Here is a 23,974-nt window from a genome sequence, read left to right on the forward strand (position 1 = left end):
ATTCCACCTCGATGCGTCGCCGGTTTGAGGTGGAATTATCCAGTCGCCGGTGACAACAGGGCAATAAAAAAGGCCGGGCGAACCCGACCTTCCCATTCGCTGCACTGCCGCTGCCCGCAAATCTGCGTCCGGCGACGACGCGCGAAAATGACTTGGCCTAATTACTTGGCCTGCAGGTTGTCTGCAGAAGACTTGCCGGTCTTGCGGTCGCGCGTCAGCTCGTAGCTGATCTGCTGACCTTCGTTGAGGCCGGAAAGGCCTGCGCGCTGAACGGCCGAAATGTGAACGAACACGTCCGGGCTGCCGTCGTCAGGCTGGATGAAGCCGAAACCCTTGGTGCTGTTGAACCACTTTACTGTGCCTGTAGCCATGACGATTCCCTTTCAATCGCTCGTAATAGACATTTCCGGAAAAAACCTCCGGATCAGGATAACCGATTTTGAAGAGGGAAGTCCGTCTCTCACGCGCTTAGGGCGCCGACACAAAGTTCGTCAGCAATATCGATTTCCGCCAAATAGGAGCTGAATGTGACGATTGCAAGGCTTTGTTCGCCCATGTCTGGACGGGTTGAGCGGCTATGCACATGTGCGTGTTCATCGCGGTGCAACGGTGGCGAATAGCGCCATGGTTTTGAGGCAAAATAGAAGGAAAACTGGTGCTGCTAGAGAGATTTGAACTCTCGGCCTCTCCCTTACCAAGGGAGTGCTCTACCCCTGAGCTATAGCAGCATCTCGCGGCCGGTTCGTTGACAAGCCGCATCAAGCGAGGCGCCTATTGCCATAGCTGGACGGGGAGCGCAAGCCGCATTTCGAAGTTTTCGCTGTTGTTCCGTGAGAAAATCGGTTTCGGCTTCCGAAGCCCCTGCTTTTGCGCTAAAGCATCGCCCATGCAAACAGACGACAAGAAAAGCGCCAAGGGCGAGGTTTCGCCGCAGGAGCAGCAGGCGACTGCGCCGACGCGCAAGAAGAAAGATACGACCGAGTCGGATCTGAGAAAGGCGCGCCTTGCCAAGACCCTTCGCGACAATCTCCAGCGCCGTAAACAGCAGATGCGCGCGCGCCGTTCCGGCGCCCCCGACGAAGCGATTGGTCTGCCTGCCGCAAAAACGGACGAATCCGAAGATTAGTACGACGAGGGAGGGGCTGCCGTTCGGCATTCCCCCACGCATGCAGGCGTCTGCCTTGCGTTCAAGGCACTTCTAATTTCGCGGCGTCTCCACTAAAGAGGCGCCTTCAGACACACTTCATTTTTTTGGAAAGGCGGGCCAAGCCCGTTCGAGAGGCCTCATGGATCGCATCAGGATTGTAGGCGGGAATGAACTTCACGGGGTCATCCCGATCTCCGGCGCGAAGAATGCGGCCCTGCCGCTGATGATCGCATCGCTTTTGACCGATGACACGCTGACGCTGGAAAACGTTCCGCATCTGGCCGACGTCGAGCAGCTGATCCGCATCCTCGGCAACCATGGCGTCGATATCTCGGTCAACGGCCGGCGCGAGCGCCAGGGCGAAAGCTACGCCCGCACGATCCATTTCACCTGCCGCAACATCGTCGACACCACCGCGCCTTATGAGCTGGTGTCGAAGATGCGCGCAAGCTTCTGGGTCATTGGCCCGCTGCTCGCACGCGAAGGCAAGGCCCGCGTGTCGCTGCCGGGCGGTTGCGCCATCGGCACGCGCCCGGTCGATCTGTTCATCGAGGGTCTTCAGGCGCTGAGCGCCAACATCGAGATCGACAGCGGCTACGTTAACGCGACGGCGCCGGCAGGTGGCCTGATCGGTGCCCGCTACACCTTCCCGAAGGTTTCCGTCGGTGCCACCCACGTGCTGATGATGGCGGCGACGCTCGCCAACGGCACCACCGTGCTCGGCAACGCCGCGCGCGAGCCCGAAGTCGTCGACCTAGCCAATTGCCTGAACGCCATGGGCGCCAAGATCACCGGCCAGGGCACGGCGACGATCACCATCGAGGGCGTGCGCTCGCTGTCCGGCGCGCGTCACCGCGTGCTGCCCGACCGTATCGAGACCGGCACCTACGCCATGGCCGTTGCCATGACCGGCGGCGACGTCATCCTCGAAGACACGGATATGGCGCTGCTTGACACCGCACTCGAGGCGATCCGCCGGGCCGGCGCTGAAATCACGCCGACCAACAGCGGCATCCGCGTCGTGCGCAATGGCGCCGGCATCAAGCCGGTCGATATCGTCACCGATCCGTTCCCCGGATTCCCGACCGACCTGCAGGCGCAGTTCATGGGTCTGATGACCAAGTCGAACGGCGTTTCGCACATCACCGAGACGATCTTCGAAAACCGTTTCATGCACGTGCAGGAACTGGCGCGCCTCGGCGCCAAGATCTCGCTGTCGGGCCAGACGGCCAAGATCGAGGGCGTCAGCCGGCTGAAGGGCGCCCCCGTGATGGCGACCGACCTGCGCGCCTCGGTGTCGCTGGTCATCGCCGGTCTTGCGGCGGAAGGCGAAACCATGGTGTCGCGCGTCTACCATCTCGACCGCGGTTTCGAGCGGCTGGAAGAAAAGCTCACCCGTTGCGGCGCTCACGTCGAGCGTGTCAGCGACTGATTTTAGCCGTCGCGCCTGATGCCGTTGCGGTTTCAGGCGCGACGTCCTATGTCCATTTCAATTGTGGCACGCAAAATGTGCGACGAAAGCGAAAGGAATGGATCGCATGGATGGTCTGAAGCTGCTGGCGCTCGATGAAGAGGACCTGGCCGTCGTCTCCGCCCACGTCCAGGATGCCGTGTTCAAGGTTTCCGGACTGGAATACGACGCACGCCGCAAGCAGTTTTCGCTCATCGTCAACCGGTTCGTCTGGGAGATGGCCGACGGCAAGCGGCGTTCGTTCGAGCGCCGGCGCGCCGTGCTCCTGTTCAAGCGGGTGAGCGCCGTGCGCTCGCTTGGCTTCGACCGCCGCAACGGCGAGGCCGTGCTCGATCTGCTGGCGGTGACGTTCACGGTCGCCGGCGAGGGGCCGGAAGGCGCCGTCGAACTGGTGCTTGCCGGCGAAGCTTCGATCGCCCTTGATGTGGAATGCATCGAGGTGCAGCTTGCGGATACCGGCGGAGCATGGGAAACCGCTTTCAAGCCCCGGCATCCCGAAGGCGTTTGAAACCCGCGACACAGGCATACCACAAGGACATTTTGCGTTGGCAATCAGGCTGAACTATCTCGACGGTAACTTCGAACAGCAGTTCGCGGCATTCCTGACCACCAAGCGCGAAGTTTCCGAGGACGTCAACGCCGCGGTCAAGGCGATCATCGACGATGTTCGCCTGCGCGGCGACGAGGCGGTGGCGGAATATTCCGCCCGCTTCGACGGCATCGACTTTGCAACGACCCCGATGGCCGTCAGCGCCGAGGAAATCGATGCGGCGATCCAGGCCGTTGAGCCGGAAGTGCTGGGCGCGCTCAAGGTTGCCGCCGTCCGCATCGAGGCGCACCACGCCCGCCAGCGGCCGAAGGACGATATCTACGAGGATACGATGGGCGTCGGCCTCGGCTCGCGCTGGACGGCGGTCGACGCCGTCGGGCTTTACGTGCCTGGCGGCACGGCGAGCTACCCAAGCTCGGTGCTGATGAACGCGCTGCCGGCCAAGGTCGCCGGCGTCGAGCGCATCGTCATGGTCGTGCCGGCAAACGGCGGCAAGATCAACCCGGCGGTGCTGGCAGCTGCGCGTCTGGCCGGTGTCGAGGAAATCTACCGTATTGGCGGCGCGCAGGCGATCGCCGCCCTTGCTTATGGCACCGCGACCGTCGCGCCGGTGGCAAAGGTCGTCGGCCCGGGCAATGCCTATGTCGCCGCCGCCAAGCGCCAGGTTTTCGGCACCGTCGGCATCGACATGATTGCTGGCCCGTCCGAGGTGCTCGTCATCGCCGACCGCGAAAACAATCCGGACTGGATCGCCGCCGACCTCCTGGCGCAGGCCGAGCACGATGTCGGCGCCCAGTCGATCCTGATCACGGATGACGCGGCCTTCGGCGAGGCGGTCGAAGCGGCGGTCGAACGTCAGCTGAAAACCCTGCCGCGCGCAGAGACCGCATCGGCGAGCTGGCGCGATTTCGGCGCGATCATCCTGGTGCCGGACCTCGAAAAGGCCATACCGCTTGCAAACCGCATTGCCGCCGAGCATCTGGAGCTGGCGCTTGCCGATCCCGAGCCGATGGTCGCCAAGATCCGCAATGCCGGCGCCATCTTTGTCGGACGCCACACGCCCGAAGTCATCGGTGACTATGTCGGTGGCTCGAACCACGTACTGCCGACGGCGCGCTCGGCGCGGTTCTCCTCCGGTCTCGGCGTTCTCGACTACATGAAGCGCACGTCGATCCTGCGCCTCGACGCGGAGCAGCTTCGCATCCTCGGCCCTGCAGCAATCGCGCTGGCGCGGTCGGAAGGCCTTGAGGCTCATGCGCGCTCCGTCGCCATTCGCCTCAATCTCGGGGATGCGGGATGAAGGCAGACCGCAACCAGCGCCTCTGCGACGTCGTATTGGACGAGACGATCGGCCGTTCGACGCCCGACGTGGAGCATGAGCGCGCGGTTGCGATCTTCGACCTTCTCGAAGAAAACCTGTTCGAACCGGTCGGCCACCCGGGCGGCCCCTACAAGCTCAACCTTTCTCTCATGGACGCCAAGCTGGTCTTTGCGATCTCCACCGAGAAAGGATCTGACGTCGCCACCCATATTCTCTCGCTGACGCCGTTTCGCCGGATCGTGAAGGACTACTTCATGATCTGCGAGAGCTATTACGAAGCGATCCGCTCGGCGACGCCGAGTCAGATCGAAGCGATCGACATGGGTCGCCGCGGCATCCACAACGAGGGCTCGCAGACGCTGATGGACCGCCTGTCGGGCAAGATCCGGCTAGATTTCGACACCGCCCGCCGCCTGTTCACGCTCGTCTGCGTGCTCTACTGGCGCGGATGACGGCGGAGACCGGGATGACGGCAACCGCGACGCCTCAACCGACAAGGCCCCGTTCCGTTCTCTTCATGTGCGGCATGAACGCAATCCGCTCGCCGATGGCCGAGGCACTCGCCAAGGCCGCCCTGCCGGCGGGAACCTATGTCACCTCCGCCGGCGTGCGCCACGGTGAGCGCGATCCCTTCGTCGATGTCGTGCTCGACGAGATCGGCCTGTCGATCGGGCGGCATCAGCCGCGCACCCTGGACGAGCTCGAGGACGACTATTTCGACCTCATCGTCACGCTGGCGCCCGAGGCCCATCACATGGCGCTGGAATTGACTCGCTCCATGGCCGTCGACGTGGTCTATTGGCCGACACCTGACCCGACGGTTGCCACCGGCACGCGCGAACAGATTGTCGATGCCTATCGCGCCGTTCGCGATCACCTTGCCACTCTGATTAATCGCCGTCTGGTAGTAGCGCCCGCGGGCGAAAAAGCTTAATACCAACCTGCGCTGATATTGACCTATTGCGTGCGACCGTATGCGGTCCTCCGGCAAGGAGCATATCTGAGAGCGATGCCTGGGCATCGGTCGAGGATTGCGACGCTGCCGGCGGCCGACAGACGGCCCACCCGAAGGGCCGGGCGCTTTTGGTCTCCGACAGCGTCGACAATCCTCACCGGACTGCTCGGGTCCGGTTGCGGTTTTCTCCTTGCCGGAAACCAAAATCGCTCCGGCGCAATCGATCAATATCAGCGCAGGTTGGTATAAGGCAGTACAAAAGCTGAAAAGCCGGCGCAAAGCGGTTCACAAATCCTCGTCGATTGTGTAGTTTCCGGCGAATTTTTCGGGATGCGTGTCGTATCCCCGAACAAACACAGAAAGAACAGTCCTACATGGCGAAAGAAGAAGTCCTCGAATTCCCGGGCGTGGTCACGGAATTGCTTCCCAATGCGACCTTCCGCGTGAAGCTCGAAAATGAACATGAAATTATTGCCCACACCGCAGGCCGCATGCGCAAGAACCGTATCCGCGTTCTGGCCGGCGACAAGGTGCTCGTCGAAATGACGCCCTATGACCTGACCAAGGGTCGCATCACCTACCGCTTCAAGTAAACCGCCCGACAGGTGGCTTCATCATATTTCTGGGGTGACGGCGCGTTCCGATGACAACGGCTCAAAAACTGATACTGGCGTCCGGTTCGCCGCGTCGCGTCGAGCTTTTGGCCCAGGCAGGTATCGAGCCTGCGCGCCTGATGCCGATGGATCTCGACGAAACGCCGAAGCGCTCCGAGCATCCGCGCTCGCTGGCGCGTCGTCTCTCGGCTGAAAAGGCCAAGGCGGCGCTGGCTGCAATCAAGGGTGAAGCCGGTTGGGATGGCAGCTATATTCTGGCGGCCGACACCGTCGTCTGCGTCGGTCGGCGCATCCTGCCGAAGCCGGAACTCGTCAGCGAAGCCTCGAGCGCCCTGCATCTTTTGTCGGGCCGCAGCCACCGCGTCTATACCGGTGTTTGCCTGATCACACCCGACAAGACGTTGCGCCAGAAGGTGGTCGACACCAAGGTCCGCTTCAAGCGCCTTTCCGGTTTTGACATCGAGAGCTATCTTGCCTCCGGCCAATGGCGCGGCAAGGCAGGCGCCTATGGCATCCAGGGCATTGCCGGCAGCTTTGTGGTCAAGCTCGTCGGCTCCTACAGCAACGTCGTCGGCCTGCCGCTCTACGAGACGGTCGGCCTGCTGGTCGGTGAAGGCTACGACGTTCACAATCGCTGGCTGGAAGGCTGAAGGCAGTGACTGACGAAGACAAGAAAAGCGGCTCGAACGTAGCACCTCTGCGCGCCCCGCGTCCTTGCCCCGAATGCGGCCGCCCATCGCACCGCGAGCACTATCCCTTCTGCTCGGACCGCTGCCGCAATGTCGACCTCAACCGCTGGCTCTCGGGCTCCTACGCCATTCCCGTCGCAGACGACGAGGCGAAAGCGGACGACGACGATCGCTGACCGCGATCTGCCTGAATATCCACGGTTTTTTGGCTTTTTCCACTAACTTTGAAATTCCTGCCAAAAAACTTTCATTTGGTGCTGGACACCGCCGAACAAGATGTTATAACCCCGCTCGCTTCCGGGGCACAGACAACGCCCCGAGGGCTCCGAGAGGAGCCGCTGCCCGCAACGGCAGGATGCCCGGATAGCTCAGTTGGTAGAGCAGCGGATTGAAAATCCGCGTGTCGGTGGTTCAAATCCGCCTCCGGGCACCATTCATAATTGCATGGTTTCCTTTGATTTTTAGCCTCTTGATTTAGTCGGTCGCTTGCCGCGTCTAGGCAGGTCTTTTCAGCGTTCTGGAAGTTTCCGTTCTTCCTTCTGCTCACTTCCTTTTTGAAGTCAGCAATGGTGCGTGTCGCAGATGGTAGCCACGTCGAACCTCGCCGCCTCCTCCAACCGAATGTGGCGGGTCTCTAGGGCACGGTCACACTGGCAAGAGCATATCGGGGCAGGGGTGGCTGCTTCCCCTTGCCGATGCAAAGCCGGAGCCGAAGAAGCCGTAATCTTAGCGCTGACGCCCTTACAAGGGCTAGGGCGCGGTCTGTGACTGCGCTCTGATGCAAGCTGCTTCCGATACCCTGCCGCCACCTTATTCAGCCAAGCGGCGATTTTTTCACCTGGCTCTGTCGCCGCCATCCCGCCATGCGGCTGGTATTCCGCATGGGCCCGAAGGGCGCCGCGCCACCTATCCACCCAACACCGCAGACAATGAGATTAACCAATTGTTAACCATGTCGGCGCAACCTGAAACACTGTTGGCAGATTGTGCACCGATCTGGTGGGATCGTGTCAGTCAGGCGTTTCGAGCTTGGAATATACCGGGCATGCCGCGCCCCAAAAGCAGACGAATTCGTTCATTCCTGAGGGAGTAGAGGCAAGGGTGTACGAAATGGCAGATCACATGATGAAGATGCTGATGAGCATCATGGCAGCGCTGTCGCTTGGCTCGCTGCTGTTTCTGATGGCCGTTCTCTAAAGCGCGTCGCGATTTCCAGGATCCGCTTGTCGCGCTTCAAGCTCTTGTTCTTTCGCATGTCATCGCGAAAGCGCTGCACATTTTTGCGCGACATTTCTGGTGACGGCGAAAAGCTCGGGCGTTTGCGCGCACCCGCGGTCCGGTCTGTCAGGGATAGAGGTAGAACTCGTCCCAGTTCTCGCGCGGCACGAGATCGCCGATCTTATATTCGAAGGACAGGATGCCCAGGTGCTCCGCGTCGGTGCGGCACTTGAATTTTAGCTTGTACCATTCCCCCTTGCTGCGGAAAACCGCGCCCGGCGCCTTCATCTTGTCTTCCTTCATGACCGGTTCGGCGAAGGTGTAGGCGATCACCTTGTCGGGCTTGAAGGTCGTCTTGTCGGCGTTGATGCGCTCCATCGCCTCGGTGTCGCAGCGCTGTTCCAGGCGGGTCTGCGGGTCAAGCTTTTCGAACTGGCGCACCAGGGACTGATCCATCGCCAGCGCCGGGGAAAATGTGGCGGCGAAGATGAGCGGGTACGCGACTATCTTCATGCTCGACGGACTCCTGATTCTGGAAAGGGCCGCGCCCGGCAAATCACTGCCGGAGTGCGCCTGCGGTTTCAGTTAAGCTTTGTGGCCATTCCAAGGCACGGATTACGTTTCCGAAACGTCGATCCATTCGGCGCCGGTCAATTCGACGATACGCTGCGGATTGATGTGAACGGCGGCATTGGTGGCGCCAGCGGCAGGAACGACGATGTCGTAGGCTTTCAGCGACAGGTCGCAATAGATGCTGTGGGGCTTGGCAAGGCCGAACGGGCAGACGCCGCCGACTGGATGACCGGTCTCCGCCTCGACCTCGTCGAAGCCGAGCATGCGGGCCTTGGTGCCGAAGCGGGCTTTGTATTTCTTGTTGTCGAGCCGCGCGTCACCGCGCGTGACGATGAGGATCACGTCGTCGCCGACGCGGAGCGCCAATGTCTTGGCGATCTGTGCCGGTTCGACGCCATGGCCCTCGGCGGCAAGTGCCACTGTTGCCGTGCTCTGCTCGAGTTCGATGACGTCGATGTCGGGGGCGTGCTGCGAGAAGAACTGTTTGACGGATGTAAGGCTCATGGTGGGTCTTCAGGCTCTGGAAATGGCTTCATGAAAAAAAGTCGAGCGGACGAACGCTTGGAGAGGCGTCGAGCGCCAAGGGTGCTGCCGCCGGCAGGAATGCCTCAATCGTCGTTGGAGGCGTCAAGGTCTTCCGGGCGTCTGCCTTCCTGCTGCGGCGGCAGGTAGCCATGGGTCGTGAACCAGTTTTCGAGGATCGCCGCGATCGCCTGCTCGCGTGTGAGCTTGCCGGGATGGTCGGCCATGAACGCCTTCAGCGCCGTTTCGATATTGTCGGAGTTCGGCTCGCTCATGGTGATTTCCTTCCGTTGGACTGGCACGGCCCGCCGGGTCGGCGAGCCATGCGGTATGGTCGCGTGGCGGTGGTTCGTCACGCCTGTTTGACGATGCGGATCAGCACCAGCAGGATCACTGCGCCGATCGTCGCGTGCAGGATCGCCGAAAGCACGCCCGATCCAAGGCTGATACCGATGGCGGGAAAGAGGAAGCCGGCGATGAAGGCGCCGATGATGCCCACGACCATGTTGCCGATCAGGCCGAAGCCGAACCCCTTGACGATCAAGCCGGCAAGCCAGCCGGCGATCGCTCCGACAATCAGGAATACGAGAATGCTTTCGATACCCATGAATGGTTCCCTTTCCGTTGGACCTAGAAGGGAAAGATAGACCAGGATTTCAAATCAGATAGGGGGCAATTTCATCGCGCGATGATTTTTTGCAGGAATGCGAAGCATTTGTGCGGGACAATCCGGCGCCGTCCGTCAAACAGGGCGCACAAAAGGCCGCGGTCACGCTCGCTTTATGATCCGCCTACGAGATCGGAGCCGATCCGCGAGACGATATCAATCGTGCGTGAAAATGCCGGGCAGCAATCGCTGCCCGGCATTTAGATTGTGGGATGGGGGAGTGGATCTCAGACGATGCCGCCGCCACCGCCGGCAACGGCCGGCCGCTCGCCGGCCACCTTGGCGCGATAGCCGCTCGCCCGATAGGTCGCAACCGGCGCAATCGCCCCGCCGCTTTCGAAGCGCGCCATCGCCAGGATCGGCTCGACGTCGGTGCGAAACGCGGTCTTCAGCGTTTCCGCCGCCATCAGTGCATCATTGTCCTGCTGGAAGCTGTCGAGCGCTGTGCGGTCGACGATGAGGGCCTGTGCATAGGCGCGGCAGACCTCCATCGCGCTCGTCATCAGGCTTTCGATCGGATCGGTGACATTGTGGCTCTGGTCGAGCATATGGGCCGGATCGAAGCCTTTGGCACCCCGCGTCTCGGCATCGACGAGTTCATTGAAGACGAGGAACAGGCGATAGGGGTCGATCGAGCCGGTATCGAGGTCGTCGTCGCCATATTTCGAATCGTTGAAGTGGAAACCACCGAGTTTCCTGAACTGGATCAGCCGGGCGACGATCATCTCGATGTTGACGTTCGGCGCGTGGTGGCCAAGGTCGACCAGGCAGAAGGCCTTGGGTCCAAGTTCCTGGGCGATCAGGTAGTTGGTGCCCCAGTCCTGCACCACGGTCGAATAGAAGGCCGGCTCGAACATCTTGTGTTCGGTGAAGACGCGCCAGTCCTCGGGCAGTGCGGCATAGACCGCTTTCATCGCATCGAGATAACGCTCGAACGATCTGGTGAAGTTGCTCTGGCCGGGAAAGTTGGAGCCGTCTCCGACCCAGACCGTCAGTGCCTTCGAGCCGAGCTGTCGGCCGATGTCGATGCATTCGAGATTGTGCTCGACCGCTTGGGCGCGCGTGGCCGCGTCGCTGTGCGACAACGATCCGAACTTGTAGGAATGTGCCTGTCCGGGCGCATCCGAGAAGGTGTTCGAGTTCATCGCGTCGAAGCCGAGGCCGAGGGCGGCACCTTTCTGCTTCAGTTCCTGGAGATCGCTGACCTTGTCCCACGGGATGTGCAGCGAGACGTTGGGCGTTGCCCGTGTCAGCTGCTGGATGACGGCGCAATCCTCCAGCTTGTCGAAGATATTGCGCGGCTCGCCCTTGCCGGGGAAGCGGGCAAAGCGGGTGCCGCCGGTGCCGACCCCCCAGGAGGGGACTGCGAGGCCATAGGCCGCAACCTTGCGCTTGATGGCGTCGACGTCGATGCCGCGGCGCGCCAGCCTTTCGCCAAGGCTTTCATAGTCCTGGCGAAGTGCCGCCTCGCGGCGCTCGTTCTCTGCGTCAAGGATGGTCTTGCCGATCATGGTGGTGCTCATCAAAATCTCCGGATCAGCGGGTGAACGACTGGGCATTGCCCGCGTCGACATTGACGATGTTGCCGGTCGATTTCGCCGACATGTCCGAGGCGAGGAAGTAGATCGCCTCGGCGATATCCTCCGGGAAGACGCTGAGCTTCAGCATCGAGCGTTCGCGGTAGTGCGCCTCGAGGTCGTCGACATCCATCTTGTAGGCGGCGGCGCGCTGCTCTTTCCACTCGCCGGTCCAGATTTTCGAGCCGCGCAGCACGGCGTCCGGGTTGACGACGTTGACGCGGATCTGGGCGGACGCGCCCTCGAGCGCCAGGCAACGGGCGAGGTGGATCTCGGCTGCCTTTGCGGTGCAGTAGGCCGATGCGCCGGGCGACGCGGCAAGACCATTTTTGGAAGCAACGAAGACGACGTTGCCGCCGGCCTTCTGGTTGCGGAAGACCCGGAAGGCCTCGCGCGAGACGAGGAAGTAGCCCGTCGCAAGGATGTCCATGTTCTTGTTCCAGAGCGCCAGCGTCGTATCCTCGACCGCGGCGGAGGAGGCAAGGCCGGCATTCGACACCAGGATGTCGAGACCGCCGAAGGCTAAAAGCGTATCGCCGAAGCCACCTTCTACCGCCGCCTCGCTGGTCACGTTCATGCTGAGCGAACGCACGAAATCCTTGCCGTGGCGGGCCGCAAGCTCGCTTTCGGCGCTAGCAAGCGCCGTTTCGTCGATATCGGCGATGACGACGCAGGCACCTTCCTGCATCAGCCGGTGTGCCGTTGCCTTGCCGATGCCGCCGGCGCCGCCAGTCACCAGCGCGATGCGTCCCGCAAGGCTTTTTGGCTTCGGCATGCGCTGAAGCTTGGCTTCCTCGAGCAGCCAGTATTCGATGTCGAAGGCTTCCTGTTCCGGCAGGCCGACATAGGTCGAGACGCCGGATGCGCCGCGCATGACATTGATGGCGTTGACGTAGAATTCGCCGGAGATGCGCGCCGTCGCCTTGTCCTTGGCAAAGGTGATCATGCCGACGCCGGGCACCAAGTAGACGACCGCGTTCGGATCGCGCATGGCGGGGCTGTCTGCATGTTTGCAGCGCTCGTAGTAGGCGGCGTAATCGGCGCGATAGGCAGCGATTGCGTCGGCAAGCCCGGCAAGGGTCTTTTCGATGTCTGCAGCGGCAGGATCGAAATCGACGACAAGCGGGCAGATCTTGGTTCTGAGGAAATGATCCGGGCAGCTGGTGCCGAGCGCTGCCAGCGGCTTGAGATCCTTGGCGGTCACGAAGTCGAGCACCGCCTGGCTGTCGTCGAAATGTCCGACCTTGCGCTCGTCGGCGCTGATCAGGCCGCGGATGACCGGCATCAACCGTTTGGCAATCGCCACCCGGTCGCTCGCATCGAGCGTCGGCTTGGCCACGCCGCCGAAGGCCGGCCTGGTGTTTTCCGTCTCGAACCAGGCGATCGCCTTGTTGATGATTTCGACGGTGGTCTCGTAAGCTTCTCTGGCCGTGTCGCCCCAGGTGAAGAGGCCATGGCTTTCAAGCACGACGCCGCGGGCGGACGGATTCTCCAGGCAGAACTTTTCCAGCCAGAGGCCGAGTTCGTAGCCCGGGCGCTTCCAGGGCAGCCAGCCGATGTCGTTGCCGAAGATTTTTGCCGTCAATTCCCTGCTGTTTTTGGAGGCCGCTATCGCGATGATCGCATCGGGATGCATGTGATCGACGTGCTTTTTCGGAACATAGGCGTGCAGCGGCGTGTCGATCGAGGCGGCGCGCGGGTTGAGGTTGAACGTGCAATGCGGAAGATAGCCGACCATCTCGTCTTCGAAGGCGACGCCGCGATAGATGCCTTTCAGGGCATTCAGCTTGTCCATGCAAAGCGTGGCGAAGCCGTCCATCTTGATCGTGCCGACGTCGCCGCCAGAGCCCTTGACCCAGAGGACTTCGACCGTGCCGCCGCCGAGCGGGTCCTTCTCCATCACCTTGGCCGAGGTATTGCCGCCGCCGTAGTTGGTGATGCGCTTGTCGGAGCCGAGCAGGTTCGAACGATAGAGAAGACGTTCGGCCTCGCTCATGCCGGCCGCCTTCGTCTCATCCCATAGATTGGCAAGCCGCGCGCCCTGTTGCTTGTCGAGCATCTCGAAAATCCTCCCGGTCCGTTGCCACGCGGCTTGGCGGCCGCGTGGAGATGTGGTTGGCATCAGATCACATGGCCCGAGAGTCATTGTCAATCAAAAACGATCAAATTCGCGCATGTCGCACTGCACAATGAAAAAATATGATTGATTGTGATTGACAATGTTTGGTCGTGATGGAAGCATGCAAATTATCGGAGGAGCGAATGCACGAGAAAGAAAGACATCGGATCATTCTGTCGGCGGTTCAGGAAAAGCCCGTGGTCACGGTGCCGGAACTGGTCGATCTGACCGACAGTTCCGAGGCGACGATCCGGCGCGATATCGCGGCGCTCCACGTGCAGAAGCGGTTGCGGCGCGTGCGCGGCGGGGCGGAAGCGATCAATCCGCCGCAGTTCGTCGGGCTGGCCGGGCGACCCTTCAAGGTCAATGAAAGCCTGCATGCGCGGGAGAAGCAGGCGATCGCCAAGGAGGCGGTGGCGCTGTGCGAAGATGGCGAGCCGATCATCATCAATGGCGGCACGACGACCTTCCAGATGGTGCACTTTCTCACCAATCGCCGGATGCAGGTCTTCACCAACTCGTTTCCGATCGCCGAGCATCTGCTCAAGCACTCGAAAAACACGGTGATGCTGTCGGGCGGCACGATCTACCGCGAGCAGAACATCATCCTCAGTCCGTTCGACAATGACGTGACGCGCAATTTCTATGCGCGCCGCATGTTCATGGGCGCCCAGGGGCTTGGTCCGCTCGGTCTGATGGAGGCGGATCCGCTGCTGATCCAGGCCGAGCAGAAACTGATCGATCAGGCCGACGAGCTCGTCGTGCTCGTCGACTCGTCGAAATTTCACAAGCGCTCCAGCCTCATCCTGTGCGGATTGAAGCGGATCGCCACTGTGATCACGGATTCGGGCATCGAGGACAGGCATGCTGCGATGCTCGAAAATGCCGGCGTGCGATTGGTGATCGCCAACGCCAGGTCCGGCGCTGACGCGGAGAATGCATCCTCGACCGCTTGAGACGGCCGAGGGGAGGGGAAGGATCGGCACCGGTCGGAAAAGACCGGGCCGGTTGCGAATTCGAGAAGGTTAGTACCGGACGATGCGGTCATCCCGATCGCGTTCCGGTCCATGGGAGGAGTGGAAATGAAGATCCTGAAATCATTGATGGTCACGGCCGCCGTGTCGTTGGCGCTGATGGCCAATGCCGCACATGCGGAAAACAAGAAGATCGCCCTGGTCGTCAAGGCGCTCGGCATCGGCTTCTTCGAGGCTGCCAACAAGGGCGCGCAGGAAGCCGCAAAGGAACTGGGCGACGTCGAGGTGATCTACACCGGTCCAACGACGACGACCGCTGAAGGCCAGATCGAGGTGATCAACTCGCTGATCGCCCAGAAGGTCGATGCCATCGCTGTTTCCGCCAACGACACCGATGCTCTCGTTCCGGCGCTGAAGAAGGCGATGGATCGTGGCATCAAGGTGATCTCCTGGGATTCCGGGGTCGCCAAGGACGGCCGCCAGATGCACCTCAACCCGTCGTCAAATCCATTGATCGGCAACATGATCATCAAGCTCGCCGCCGACAACCTGCCGGATGGCGGCGATGTCGCCGTGCTCTCGGCTTCGGCGACAGCCACGAACCAGAACACCTGGATCGAGGAAATGAAGAAGGTTCAGGGCAACTACAAGGGCATCAATGTCGTCGCGACCGTCTACGGCGATGACCTTGCCGACAAGTCTTACCGCGAAACGCAAGGGCTCATTCAGTCCTATCCCAACCTGAAGGCGATCATCGCGCCGACCTCGGTCGGTATCGTTGCTGCGGCACAGGCCGTCACCGATGCCGGCAAGATCGGCCAGATCAATGTCACGGGCCTCGGCCTTCCCTCGGAGATGGCCGGTCACGTGAAGTCGGGCGCATCCAAGTCCTTCGCGATCTGGAACCCGATCGATCTCGGCTATTCCGCAACGATGATCGCCTATGATCTCGTCAACGGTGCCGAAGCCAAGCCCGGCGCGGAATTGAAGATGGGCCGCATGGGCGCTGTGAAGCTCGACGACAACAACGAAGGCGCCATGGCCGACCCGTTCGTCTACGACGCCTCGAACGTCGAAGAGTTCGCAAAGATCTTCTGATCGGCGAGGGGCGGTTACCTCTCACCCGGCCTGCCGGCCACCTTCTCCCCGTTTGACGGGGAGAAGGGAAACATGCGGCGATGCTCCGCTCCTAATGGGCGTCGGCGTAAGCGGCGACACGCCAACGGGTCCCCTCTCCCCGCGAGCGAGGAGAGGGTTAGGGTGAGGGGCAATTTTGCAGACGTGGCGCCTTGGATGTCAGGCCCACAAATCAGGCGGATGGAATGTGTTGCAGGATACGATCACATCGCGGATGAAGCCCGCCATTGCGCTTGAAGGCATCTCCAAGTCCTTTCCCGGCGTCAAGGCATTGTCCGACGTTTCGCTGTCGCTCTATCCGGGCTCCGTGACGGCACTCGTCGGTGAGAACGGTGCGGGGAAGTCGACCCTCGTCAAGATATTGACGGGCATCTATCAGCCTGATGGAGGCAGCATCCGCGTTGCGGATGCGGAAACCGCCTTCCCGACCGCGCTTTCTGCTGCAAGGGCAGGCGTAACCGCCATCCATCAGGAAACGGTTCTGTTCGACGAACTGTCCGTCGCTGAAAACATCTTCCTCGGCCATGCCCCGCGCAACCGTTTCGGCCTGATCGACTGGAATAAGCTCAATGCGGATGCACGTGCGCTCTTGCATCGCGCCGGCGCTGATTTCGATCCGACGATCCGGCTGCGCGATCTCGGCATTGCCAAGAAACATCTGGTGGCGATCGCCCGGGCTCTGTCGGTCGATGCCCGCGTCGTGATCATGGACGAACCGACGGCGGCGCTGTCGCACAAGGAAATTCACGAACTCTACGCGCTCGTCGAACGGCTGAAGGCCGACGGCAAGGCGATCCTCTTCATTAGCCACAAATTCGATGAGATCTTCCGCATCGCCGATCGCTACACCGTGTTTCGCGACGGAACGATGGTCGGCGAGGGGCTGATCGCCGATGTCAGTCAGGACGATCTCGTGCGCATGATGGTCGGCCGCGCCGTCGGCTCCGTCTATCCGAAGAAGGACGTAGCCATCGGCGACCCCGTTCTGACAGTCTCCGGCTACCGTCACCCGACCGAGTTCGAGGACATTAACTTTGAACTGAGACGTGGCGAAATTCTTGGCTTCTATGGGCTGATCGGCGCGGGCCGCTCCGAATTCATGCAGTCGCTGATCGGCATCACCCGCCCGTCGGCAGGTGCCATCAGGCTGGATGGCGAAATCCTGGTGATCCGCAATCCGTCCGAGGCGATCAGGAGCGGTATCGTCTATGTGCCAGAGGAGCGTGGGCGTCAGGGCGCGATCATCGGCTTGCCGATCTTCCAGAACGTGACGCTGCCGTCGCTGTCGCGCACCTCGCGCTCCGGCTTCCTCAAACTTGCCAACGAGTTCGCGCTTGCGCGGGAATATACGTCTAGGCTCGATCTGCGGGCCGCCTCCCTCGATCAGGACGTCGGCACGCTTTCGGGCGGCAACCAGCAGAAGGTGGTCATCGCCAAATGGCTGGCGACCAAGCCGAAGGTGATCATTCTTGATGAACCGACCAAGGGCATCGACATCGGCTCCAAGGCCGCGGTGCACGCCTTCATGAGTGAGCTTGCCGCACAGGGCCTCAGCGTCATCATGGTCTCATCGGAAATCCCCGAAATCATGGGCATGTCGGATCGCGTCATCGTCATGCGCGAGGGCCGCATTGTCGGCCGCTTCGAGCGGGAAGAATTGACGGCGGAAAAGCTGGTGCGTGCCGCCGCCGGCATTGCGGAGGCCGCATGATGGCCAAGCTCCTGAAAAACCGTGAACTGCTGCTTGTCGGCGCGATCCTGGTGCTGGTCGTCCTGATCGCCTGGCGCTTCCCGCCCTTCATTGCGCCGACCAATCTGGCACGCGTCTACAACGACACCTCGATCCTCATCATCCTGGCGCTCGGCCAGATGGCCGTGATCCTGACGCGCTGCATCGATCTGTCCATGGCGGCAAACCTGGCGCTTTCCGGCATGGTCGCGGCAATGCTGAACGCCGCGTTCCCCGGCCTGCCGATCCCCGTCATCCTCCTGTCGGCCATAGCGCTCGGCGCGGTGCTCGGGATGATCAATGGGGCCCTGGTCTGGAAACTCGACATCCCGCCGATCGTTGTCACTCTCGGCACGCTGACGATCTATCGCGGCCTGATCTTCCTCTTGACCAACGGCAAGTGGATCAATGCCCACCAGATGAGCGATGCCTTCAAGAGCTTTCCGCGCACTGATCTTGCCGGCATTCCCGTGCTGTCCTGGCTCTCGGTCGTCACGGTCGCGGCGATCTTCCTGGTGATAAGCCGCACGCCGCTCGGGCGGGCCTTCTTCGCCGTCGGCGGCAATCCGCATGCGGCTGTCTATACCGGCATCGACGTCGGCCGGACGCGCTTCTTTGCCTATTGCCTCTCGGGGACGCTTGCCGGGCTGTCCGGCTATCTCTGGGTGTCGCGCTATGCCGTTGCCTATGTCGATATTGCCGCCGGCTTCGAACTCGACATCATCGCCGCCTGCGTCATCGGCGGCATCTCGATCGCCGGTGGCATCGGTTCGGTGCCGGGAGCGGTGCTCGGCGCGCTGTTCCTCGGTGTGATCAAGAACGCTCTGCCGGTCATCAACATCTCGCCCTTTGCCCAGATGGCGATTTCCGGCATGGTCATCATAACGGCCGTTGCCGTCAATGCGCGTGCCGAACGGCGCAAGGGACGCGTCATCCTCAAAAAGGCGGAGGCTGTCTGATGGCAGAAACGCATCTCTCCCCCCGCAACATTCCCGATCGCCTCGAAGGGCGCGGCGCGCGCCTGCTGAAGAGTTGGGAAAGCCTGCTGTTCGTCGTCGCCTGCCTCATCTTCATCGGCAATTCGCTGGCCTCACCCTATTTCCTCGACCCGTGGAACCTGTCCGACGCCACCTTCAACTTCACCGAAAAGGCGATGATCGCCTTCGCCATGGCGCTGGTGATCATTTCAGGCGAGATCGATCTCTCGGTCGCCTCGATCATCGCGCTCGCCTCGACGGCGATGGGTTATGCCGTCCAGCTCGGCTTCGACACGCCGGCGCTGGTGGTTGTCGGACTTTCGGTCGGGCTCGCCTGCGGCGTCGTCAACGGCCTGCTGATCACCGGTCTCGGCCTGCCGTCGATTGTCGTCACTATCGGTACGATGAGCCTGTTTCGTGGCCTCTCCTTCATCATCCTTGGCGATCAGGCCTTCACCGGCTATCCCGGAAGCTTCTCCTGGTTCGGGCAGGGCTATGTCTGGTGGGTGTTCTCGTTCGAGTTCACGCTCTTTGTCGTCCTGGCCGTGATCTATGGCGTCGTGCTGCACAAGACCAATTTCGGCCGCGCCGTCTACGCGATCGGCAACAACCAGACGGCCGCGCTGTTCTCCGGTATCCGCGTCGGCCGCGTGAAGTTCACGCTGTTTCTGCTCACCGGCCTGATGGCGGGGCTTGCCTCGATCTGCCTGACCTCGCGCCTCGGCTCCACCCGACCGTCGATCGCGCTTGGTTGGGAGCTGGAAGTCGTGACCATGGTGGTGCTTGGCGGCGTCAGCATTCTCGGTGGCTCCGGTACCATACCGGGGGTCGTGCTTGCGGCCCTGATCATGGGCATGGTCACCTTCGGCTTCGGGCTCCTGAACGTGCCGGGCATCGTCATGTCGATCTTCATCGGTTTGCTGTTGATCTCGGTGATCGCCCTGCCCATCCTGTGGCGACGCGCCCGCCGCCGTCTTGCCCACTGAGGTTTCCATGGAAAAATACGCCTTCCGTATGCGGCTCAATCCGGGAATGGCCGCCGAATATACCGCACGTCACGATGCCATCTGGCCGGAGCTGGTGACCCTGTTGAAGGAGGCCGGTATTTCGGACTACTCCATCCATCTCGACGAGGAGAACGATCTGCTCTTCGGCGTCCTCTGGCGAGCGGACGACCACGGCATGGCCGATCTGCCCTCCCATCCGGTGATGCGGAAGTGGTGGGCTCATATGGCCGACATCATGGAAACCCGCGAGGATAACGATCCGGTCGCCGTACCGCTCAAAACCGTTTTTCACATGAGCTGACCCGATGCGGATCGTGGGCGTCATTGACATCGGCAAGACCAATGCCAAGGTCGCAGCGGTTGATCTCGATCGCTTCGAAGAGGTTGCCGTGCGCAAGACCGCAAACCGTGTCGTCGCGGGCGAGCCCTATCCGCATTTCGATGTCGAGCGTCTCTGGGCCTTCGTGCTCGATAGCCTGACGGCGCTCCAGGCCGAGCATCCCTTGCAAGCGATCTCGATCACCACCCACGGCGCAACCGCGGTTGTCCTCGACGAGGCCGGCGACCTTGCCTTGCCGGTGCTGGACTATGAATTCGTCGGGCCGGATACCCTGTCGGAAGCCTATGAGGCCGTTCGTCCGCCTTTTGCCGAAACCGGCTCCGCGCGCCTGCCTATGGGCCTGAATGTCGGCGCGCAGCTGTTCTGGCAGCAGCAGACCTTTCCCGACGCCTTCGCCAGGATCGCAACGATCCTGACCTATGCGCAATACTGGACCTTCCGGCTGACCGGCGTGCGCGTCAACGAACTGACCTCGCTCGGTTGCCACACCGACCTCTGGAACCCGACGGAAGGCGCCTTCTCGACGCTGGTGGAAGGCCAGGGCTGGCGGCACCTGTTTGCGCCCGTCCGCAAGGCAGACGATATCGTCGGCAAGCTGCTGCCCGAGCTTTGCCTCGCCACCGGCATTCCCGCGGGTACGCCTATCTACTGCGGCATCCACGATTCCAACGCGTCGTTGCTGCCGCATCTGCTGACCCGAACGACGCCGTTTTCCGTGGTGTCGACCGGCACCTGGGTCGTGATGCTGGCGGTTGGCGCCGCCAAAGTGACGCTCGATGAACATCGCGACACACTGATCAACGTCAACGCTCTCGGCGACCCGGTTCCCTCGGCGCGTTTCATGGGCGGTCGTGCCTTCTCGCTGCTGCTCGGCGACGGCACGACGCCCACCGCGTTTGAAGACGAGGAGGCCGTCATTGCGGCAGGGCACATGCTGTTGCCTTCGCTTCCCGAAGGCTCCGGACCTTTCCCATCCGCCAAGGCGCGCTGGACGGTGGACGAGGAGAAGCTGACGCCGGCCGGCAGGGTCGCCGCCGTTTCTTTCCATCTGGCATTGATGACGGCGACATGCCTCGATCTCATCGGGGCGCGAGGGGATATCGTGGTCGAGGGACCGTTCGCTGCAAACGCCGCCTATTTGCGCATGCTTCAGGCGGCAACGGGGCGCCCGGTCCTTGCCGACAGCCACAACGTGACCGGCACCAGCCTCGGGGCTGCAAGTCTTGTCGACGGCCGCCACGTGCGGACCGGCGTGCAGGCCTTCGCCGGCCCCGTGCCTGAGAGCTTTGTGCACTATGCAGAAAACTGGCGGTCGCTAACGAAAAGCCATGTGCAACAGGCCAATGGCAACCAGTAACGGTGAAATATAGGAGAGTAACGGTGCCGCATGAAGTGCGCGGTTGACGACGATGGCGTTCGTTTTTTCGCTTAGAAAACCGAGCTGCGGTTCGTCGAGCGGTTATGCTCGAGATTGAGCACGATGGATACGGCCATCATTGTCAGGATTGCTGTGAGAGCGGCGCCAATTCCAAGAACAATCATTGTTCGTTTCCCGTCAGCGCATCGTCATGATGTCGCTTTGCTTGCTGCAAAGGTTTCTTCCGCGCGATCTGCGCCCACTTCACGTTCGCTTCGATACGCGAGCGCAAGTAGAAGTACAATTCTAAACTCTTGTGAGTGAAAACCTGTTGAAATTCGGGGTCAATAGTGCGGCATTGCTGCGCCGCAAAAACAGCGCCAGGAAACACCCGGCGAATTTTAGTGATTCCGGTTACAGGCCATCGACCGTTAACCTTCAAGCAAGGAATTAACCATAAACATTGTCCCACACGTCGGAATGGGAAAATTCACAGTCTCCTCAAGGCATGATGCCGCCCCGCCGTACCGGTTCCGGTCCGGTATCGATTCTTCACCGAATTTACTTGCGGGATGGACGATAGCAGACGCCCAAGCGGCGGGGGCTGATCTCATTGATGTGGCGTGCACGTCCGGTGGACCGTGGACCGTCCGGATACTCCCCAGGCAAATTCCAAGCATGCAAAGCCGGGGATTTAGCGTTGAGGCAGGAAGCATCGTCAGAACAGGCAAGGAAGGGCCAGGCAGGCAGTCTGCTGGAGCGCTTGCGCTTTGCCGGGCTCGACGACGAGAGTTGTTCCCGCGTCCGCGACACCAGGCAGAAACTTTCCCCTCGCATCGACGCAGCCCTTCGCGATCTCTTCCAGCGCCTGCAGAGCTATCCCGACGCAGCCCGCCATTTCGACAACGACCGGCAGCTCGATCGCCTGCAGGACATCCAGTCTTCGCACTGGAACGTGCTGACCGATGCCCGCTTTGACGGCCTCTATGCCGAGCGCGTCAAGGTGCTTGCCGACACATCGAACCGCATGGGCCTCGATCCGCGCTGGCAGATGGCAAGCCACGCCGTCGTGCTGGAACACTTGTTGGTCGGCCTCATCGAAGAGGCCTGGCCGAAGTCCTTCCTGCCGATGGGCAGGGGACGTCGCAAGGAACTGTGCGATCTGGTTGCGGCACTAGTCCGTACCGTTTTCGTCGACACCGAGATCGGCGTCTCGCTCCGCTTCAACGCCCTTCGCCAGCAGCATCAGCGCCAGCTCGCCGACCAGCACAGTGCCGACGAGCAGGCGGTAACGACCCTATTCGGCGACTTCGCCAAAGGCTTGAACGACGGCGACCTGGGCGTGCGCCTGTCCGAGAGCGCGCCGGATGCCTACCAGCCGATCGTCGCCAGCTTGAACGCGGCACTCGACACGATCCAGCAGAGCCTGCAGTCCGCCGATCAGCGCGGTCAGGCGGCGGAGACTTTCATTGGCCGTCTGCGCGACGGAGCGGCCGGTTTTTCCGACAAGGCGGCGGCTGAAGCCGATGCCCTCTCGGGTCAGCTCGCAGCGCTTGCCGACATGACCGAACGCATGGCGACGGGCTCGAGCCGCATCAGCGCCACCGAGATCAAAGCCACCGAGACAAGGGTTGCTGTCGAGCGCAGCGGCGAGATTGCCGGCCAGGCAATCTCCGCCATGGCCGACATCGAAGCGTCGGCCGAAAAGATCGGCCAGATCATCGGCGTCATCGACGAGATCGCCTTCCAGACCAACCTGTTGGCGCTGAATGCCGGCATCGAGGCTGCAAGGGCAGGCGACAGCGGCCGCGGCTTTGCCGTCGTCGCCCAGGAAGTGCGCGCGCTGGCGCAGCGCTCCGGCGAAGCGGCACGTGAAATCAAGCAGCTGGTGACGGGCACCAAGGCGCAGGTCGAGACCGGCGTCGAGATCGTCGGTCGCACTCAGGATGCGATCAGCAGCATCGTCCAGCAGGTCACATCGATCAATGCCGCCGTCTCCGGTATCGCCCGTGAGGCTGAACAACAGGTCGGCGATCTCAAGGGCGTTGCCTCTGACATCGGTGCGATTTCGCAGGCCGTGCAGGCAAGTGCCGCGATGGCGGGCGAGACGGTCCGGTCTTCCGACGACCTGCACAATGTCATCGTCGAGCTCGGCGAGACGATCCGCAGGTTCCGCGTTGAACGCCGCCACGCGGCCTCACCAACACCGGCCGCCAGCCAGGGACGCGGCCTCGTGGCTCCTGCGGCGATGGCCGACGATGAAATGGCGGCGCCATTGTTCGACGACGGTCCGCAACGTCAGTTCGCCGGTTGGCAACGCTGATCTCAAGGGCACTCAAGAGTTAGCAGTCGAGGAAAACAGGAATGGCCAGCAAAAAGACCGCTCAGAAGACGCTCAGCCTCGCTCCGGTGTTGGACCTGAACGAAGCGACAGCGCTGCATGAGAAGCTTTTGGGCCTGAAGGGCAGCGATCTCACGATCGACGCCTCGGCGGTCGAGCGGGTTGGAACGCTCTGCGTCCAGGTGCTGATGGCCGGCGCCAAGACTTGGGAAGAGGATCATTTGTCTTTCACCTTCAGCAAGGTGTCGGACGCTTTCGAGAAAACGACACAGCTCATCGGGGTCGATATCGATCACCTGATGGCAAAGGAGATTTGAAGAATGAAAAAGCGAGTTCTGACAGTCGACGACTCCCGGACGATCCGAAACATGCTTCTGGTCACGCTGAACAATGCCGGTTTCGAAACGATCCAGGCAGAGGACGGCGTCGAGGGCCTCGAGGTTCTCGAAGAAGCCAATCCGGATGTCATCGTCACCGACATCAACATGCCGCGTCTCGACGGCTTCGGCTTCATTGAAGGCGTGCGCAAGAACGACCGTTACCGCGCTATCCCGATCCTGGTCCTGACCACGGAAAGCGACGCCGAAAAGAAGAACCGCGCCCGTCAGGCCGGAGCTACCGGCTGGATCGTCAAGCCGTTCGACCCGACCAAACTGATTGATGCAATCGAGCGCGTAACGGCCTGAAGT

Annotated in this window: 26 protein-coding genes and 2 tRNA genes; 20 read left to right on the plus strand and 8 right to left on the minus strand. The window is 61.6% G+C overall.

Translation table 11 applies throughout. The features are described from left to right. Nucleotides 1-161: 161 nt before the first annotated feature. Nucleotides 162-371 (minus strand): cold-shock protein, encoded by a 210-nt coding sequence (locus tag C6558_RS02605; protein ID WP_025425871.1) that lies wholly within the window; start codon nt 369-371, stop codon nt 162-164. Between the two features lie 282 nt (nt 372-653). Beyond that, nucleotides 654-728, minus strand: a tRNA-Thr gene (locus C6558_RS02610). 158 nt (nt 729-886) lie between these two features. On the opposite strand from C6558_RS02610, the gene C6558_RS02615 reads away from it, so the two are divergent. The 10 genes from C6558_RS02615 to C6558_RS02660 all read left to right on the plus strand — a co-directional run bounded on the left by C6558_RS02615 (nt 887) and on the right by C6558_RS02660 (nt 7,180). Next, nucleotides 887-1,126 (plus strand): hypothetical protein, encoded by a 240-nt coding sequence (locus C6558_RS02615; RefSeq protein WP_025425872.1) that lies wholly within the window; start codon nt 887-889, stop codon nt 1,124-1,126. Nucleotides 1,127-1,286: 160 nt separating this feature from the next. Then, entirely contained in the window at nt 1,287-2,579 is a 1,293-nt protein-coding gene (murA, locus tag C6558_RS02620) for a UDP-N-acetylglucosamine 1-carboxyvinyltransferase (protein WP_025425873.1), read from the plus strand. Nucleotides 2,580-2,685: 106 nt separating this feature from the next. Continuing rightward, entirely contained in the window at nt 2,686-3,126 is a 441-nt protein-coding gene (locus C6558_RS02625; RefSeq protein ID WP_025425874.1) for a DUF2948 family protein, read from the plus strand. 37 nt (nt 3,127-3,163) lie between these two features. Beyond that, nucleotides 3,164-4,468: a histidinol dehydrogenase gene (gene hisD, locus C6558_RS02630; protein ID WP_025425875.1), complete on the plus strand. Its 1,305-nt coding sequence runs from the start codon at nt 3,164-3,166 to the stop codon at nt 4,466-4,468. Beyond that, entirely contained in the window at nt 4,465-4,941 is a 477-nt protein-coding gene (locus tag C6558_RS02635) for a UPF0262 family protein (RefSeq protein ID WP_025425876.1), read from the plus strand. The genes hisD and C6558_RS02635 overlap by 4 nt, the downstream gene beginning before the upstream one ends. A 14-nt stretch (nt 4,942-4,955) precedes the next feature. Further along, a complete protein-coding gene (locus C6558_RS02640; RefSeq protein ID WP_025425877.1) occupies nt 4,956-5,423 on the plus strand; it encodes a low molecular weight phosphatase family protein in 468 nt (155 codons plus the stop codon). 395 nt (nt 5,424-5,818) lie between these two features. Continuing rightward, a complete protein-coding gene (infA, locus tag C6558_RS02645; RefSeq protein ID WP_004435948.1) occupies nt 5,819-6,037 on the plus strand; it encodes a translation initiation factor IF-1 in 219 nt (72 codons plus the stop codon). A gap of 50 nt (nt 6,038-6,087) precedes the next feature. Next, on the plus strand, nt 6,088-6,708 hold the full coding sequence (locus C6558_RS02650; RefSeq protein WP_025425878.1) for a Maf-like protein: 621 nt from the start codon (nt 6,088-6,090) through the stop codon (nt 6,706-6,708). A gap of 5 nt (nt 6,709-6,713) precedes the next feature. After that, nucleotides 6,714-6,923: a DNA gyrase inhibitor YacG gene (yacG, locus tag C6558_RS02655; RefSeq protein WP_025425879.1), complete on the plus strand. Its 210-nt coding sequence runs from the start codon at nt 6,714-6,716 to the stop codon at nt 6,921-6,923. Between the two features lie 181 nt (nt 6,924-7,104). After that, nucleotides 7,105-7,180 (plus strand) — tRNA-Phe (locus C6558_RS02660). A gap of 911 nt (nt 7,181-8,091) precedes the next feature. Here the strand turns inward: C6558_RS02660 and C6558_RS02665 are convergent. From C6558_RS02665 to C6558_RS02690, 6 genes are all read right to left on the minus strand, one after another. Continuing rightward, nucleotides 8,092-8,478, minus strand: a complete 387-nt coding sequence (locus C6558_RS02665) for a DUF930 domain-containing protein (RefSeq protein ID WP_025425881.1) — start codon at nt 8,476-8,478, stop codon at nt 8,092-8,094. Between the two features lie 102 nt (nt 8,479-8,580). Then, nucleotides 8,581-9,042 (minus strand): YbaK/EbsC family protein, encoded by a 462-nt coding sequence (locus C6558_RS02670; protein ID WP_025425882.1) that lies wholly within the window; start codon nt 9,040-9,042, stop codon nt 8,581-8,583. A 104-nt stretch (nt 9,043-9,146) separates the two neighbouring features. Continuing rightward, the gene (locus C6558_RS02675) at nt 9,147-9,335 is read right to left on the minus strand and encodes a hypothetical protein (RefSeq protein WP_025425883.1); all 189 of its coding nucleotides are present in this window, start codon (nt 9,333-9,335) and stop codon (nt 9,147-9,149) included. Nucleotides 9,336-9,412: 77 nt separating this feature from the next. Then, a complete protein-coding gene (locus C6558_RS02680) occupies nt 9,413-9,667 on the minus strand; it encodes a GlsB/YeaQ/YmgE family stress response membrane protein (RefSeq protein ID WP_025425884.1) in 255 nt (84 codons plus the stop codon). 287 nt (nt 9,668-9,954) lie between these two features. Further along, nucleotides 9,955-11,250: an L-rhamnose catabolism isomerase gene (rhaI, locus tag C6558_RS02685; protein ID WP_107026822.1), complete on the minus strand. Its 1,296-nt coding sequence runs from the start codon at nt 11,248-11,250 to the stop codon at nt 9,955-9,957. Between the two features lie 13 nt (nt 11,251-11,263). Continuing rightward, nucleotides 11,264-13,363 (minus strand): bifunctional rhamnulose-1-phosphate aldolase/short-chain dehydrogenase, encoded by a 2,100-nt coding sequence (locus tag C6558_RS02690; RefSeq protein WP_025425886.1) that lies wholly within the window; start codon nt 13,361-13,363, stop codon nt 11,264-11,266. Nucleotides 13,364-13,566: 203 nt separating this feature from the next. Between C6558_RS02690 and C6558_RS02695 the strand changes: the two genes are divergently transcribed. The 10 genes from C6558_RS02695 (at nt 13,567) to C6558_RS02745 (ending at nt 23,971) form a co-directional block, all read left to right on the plus strand. Next, nucleotides 13,567-14,379, plus strand: coding sequence for a DeoR/GlpR family DNA-binding transcription regulator (locus tag C6558_RS02695; RefSeq protein WP_025425887.1), 813 nt, complete (start codon nt 13,567-13,569; stop codon nt 14,377-14,379). A 126-nt stretch (nt 14,380-14,505) separates the two neighbouring features. Beyond that, on the plus strand, nt 14,506-15,495 hold the full coding sequence (gene rhaS, locus C6558_RS02700; protein WP_025425888.1) for a rhamnose ABC transporter substrate-binding protein: 990 nt from the start codon (nt 14,506-14,508) through the stop codon (nt 15,493-15,495). Between the two features lie 253 nt (nt 15,496-15,748). Then, nucleotides 15,749-17,245, plus strand: coding sequence for a sugar ABC transporter ATP-binding protein (locus C6558_RS02705; RefSeq protein WP_025425889.1), 1,497 nt, complete (start codon nt 15,749-15,751; stop codon nt 17,243-17,245). After that, nucleotides 17,242-18,222: an ABC transporter permease gene (locus C6558_RS02710; RefSeq protein ID WP_025425890.1), complete on the plus strand. Its 981-nt coding sequence runs from the start codon at nt 17,242-17,244 to the stop codon at nt 18,220-18,222. The genes C6558_RS02705 and C6558_RS02710 overlap by 4 nt, the downstream gene beginning before the upstream one ends. Continuing rightward, a complete protein-coding gene (locus C6558_RS02715) occupies nt 18,222-19,226 on the plus strand; it encodes an ABC transporter permease (RefSeq protein WP_025425891.1) in 1,005 nt (334 codons plus the stop codon). Before C6558_RS02710 ends, C6558_RS02715 begins: the two co-directional genes overlap by 1 nt. Before the next feature lie 7 nt (nt 19,227-19,233). Further along, the gene (gene rhaM, locus C6558_RS02720) at nt 19,234-19,548 is read left to right on the plus strand and encodes an L-rhamnose mutarotase (protein WP_025425892.1); all 315 of its coding nucleotides are present in this window, start codon (nt 19,234-19,236) and stop codon (nt 19,546-19,548) included. A gap of 4 nt (nt 19,549-19,552) precedes the next feature. Beyond that, nucleotides 19,553-20,944 (plus strand): FGGY-family carbohydrate kinase, encoded by a 1,392-nt coding sequence (locus C6558_RS02725; RefSeq protein ID WP_025425893.1) that lies wholly within the window; start codon nt 19,553-19,555, stop codon nt 20,942-20,944. 700 nt (nt 20,945-21,644) lie between these two features. Beyond that, a complete protein-coding gene (locus tag C6558_RS02735; protein ID WP_025425895.1) occupies nt 21,645-23,267 on the plus strand; it encodes a globin-coupled sensor protein in 1,623 nt (540 codons plus the stop codon). A gap of 41 nt (nt 23,268-23,308) precedes the next feature. Next, nucleotides 23,309-23,602 (plus strand): STAS domain-containing protein, encoded by a 294-nt coding sequence (locus C6558_RS02740; RefSeq protein ID WP_025425896.1) that lies wholly within the window; start codon nt 23,309-23,311, stop codon nt 23,600-23,602. A 3-nt stretch (nt 23,603-23,605) separates the two neighbouring features. After that, nucleotides 23,606-23,971 (plus strand): response regulator, encoded by a 366-nt coding sequence (locus C6558_RS02745; protein ID WP_025425897.1) that lies wholly within the window; start codon nt 23,606-23,608, stop codon nt 23,969-23,971. Nucleotides 23,972-23,974: the final 3 nt, after the last annotated feature.

It is taken from the genome of Ensifer sp. NM-2 (assembly GCF_003024455.1).
GTDB lineage: Bacteria > Pseudomonadota > Alphaproteobacteria > Rhizobiales > Rhizobiaceae > Ensifer > Ensifer canadensis.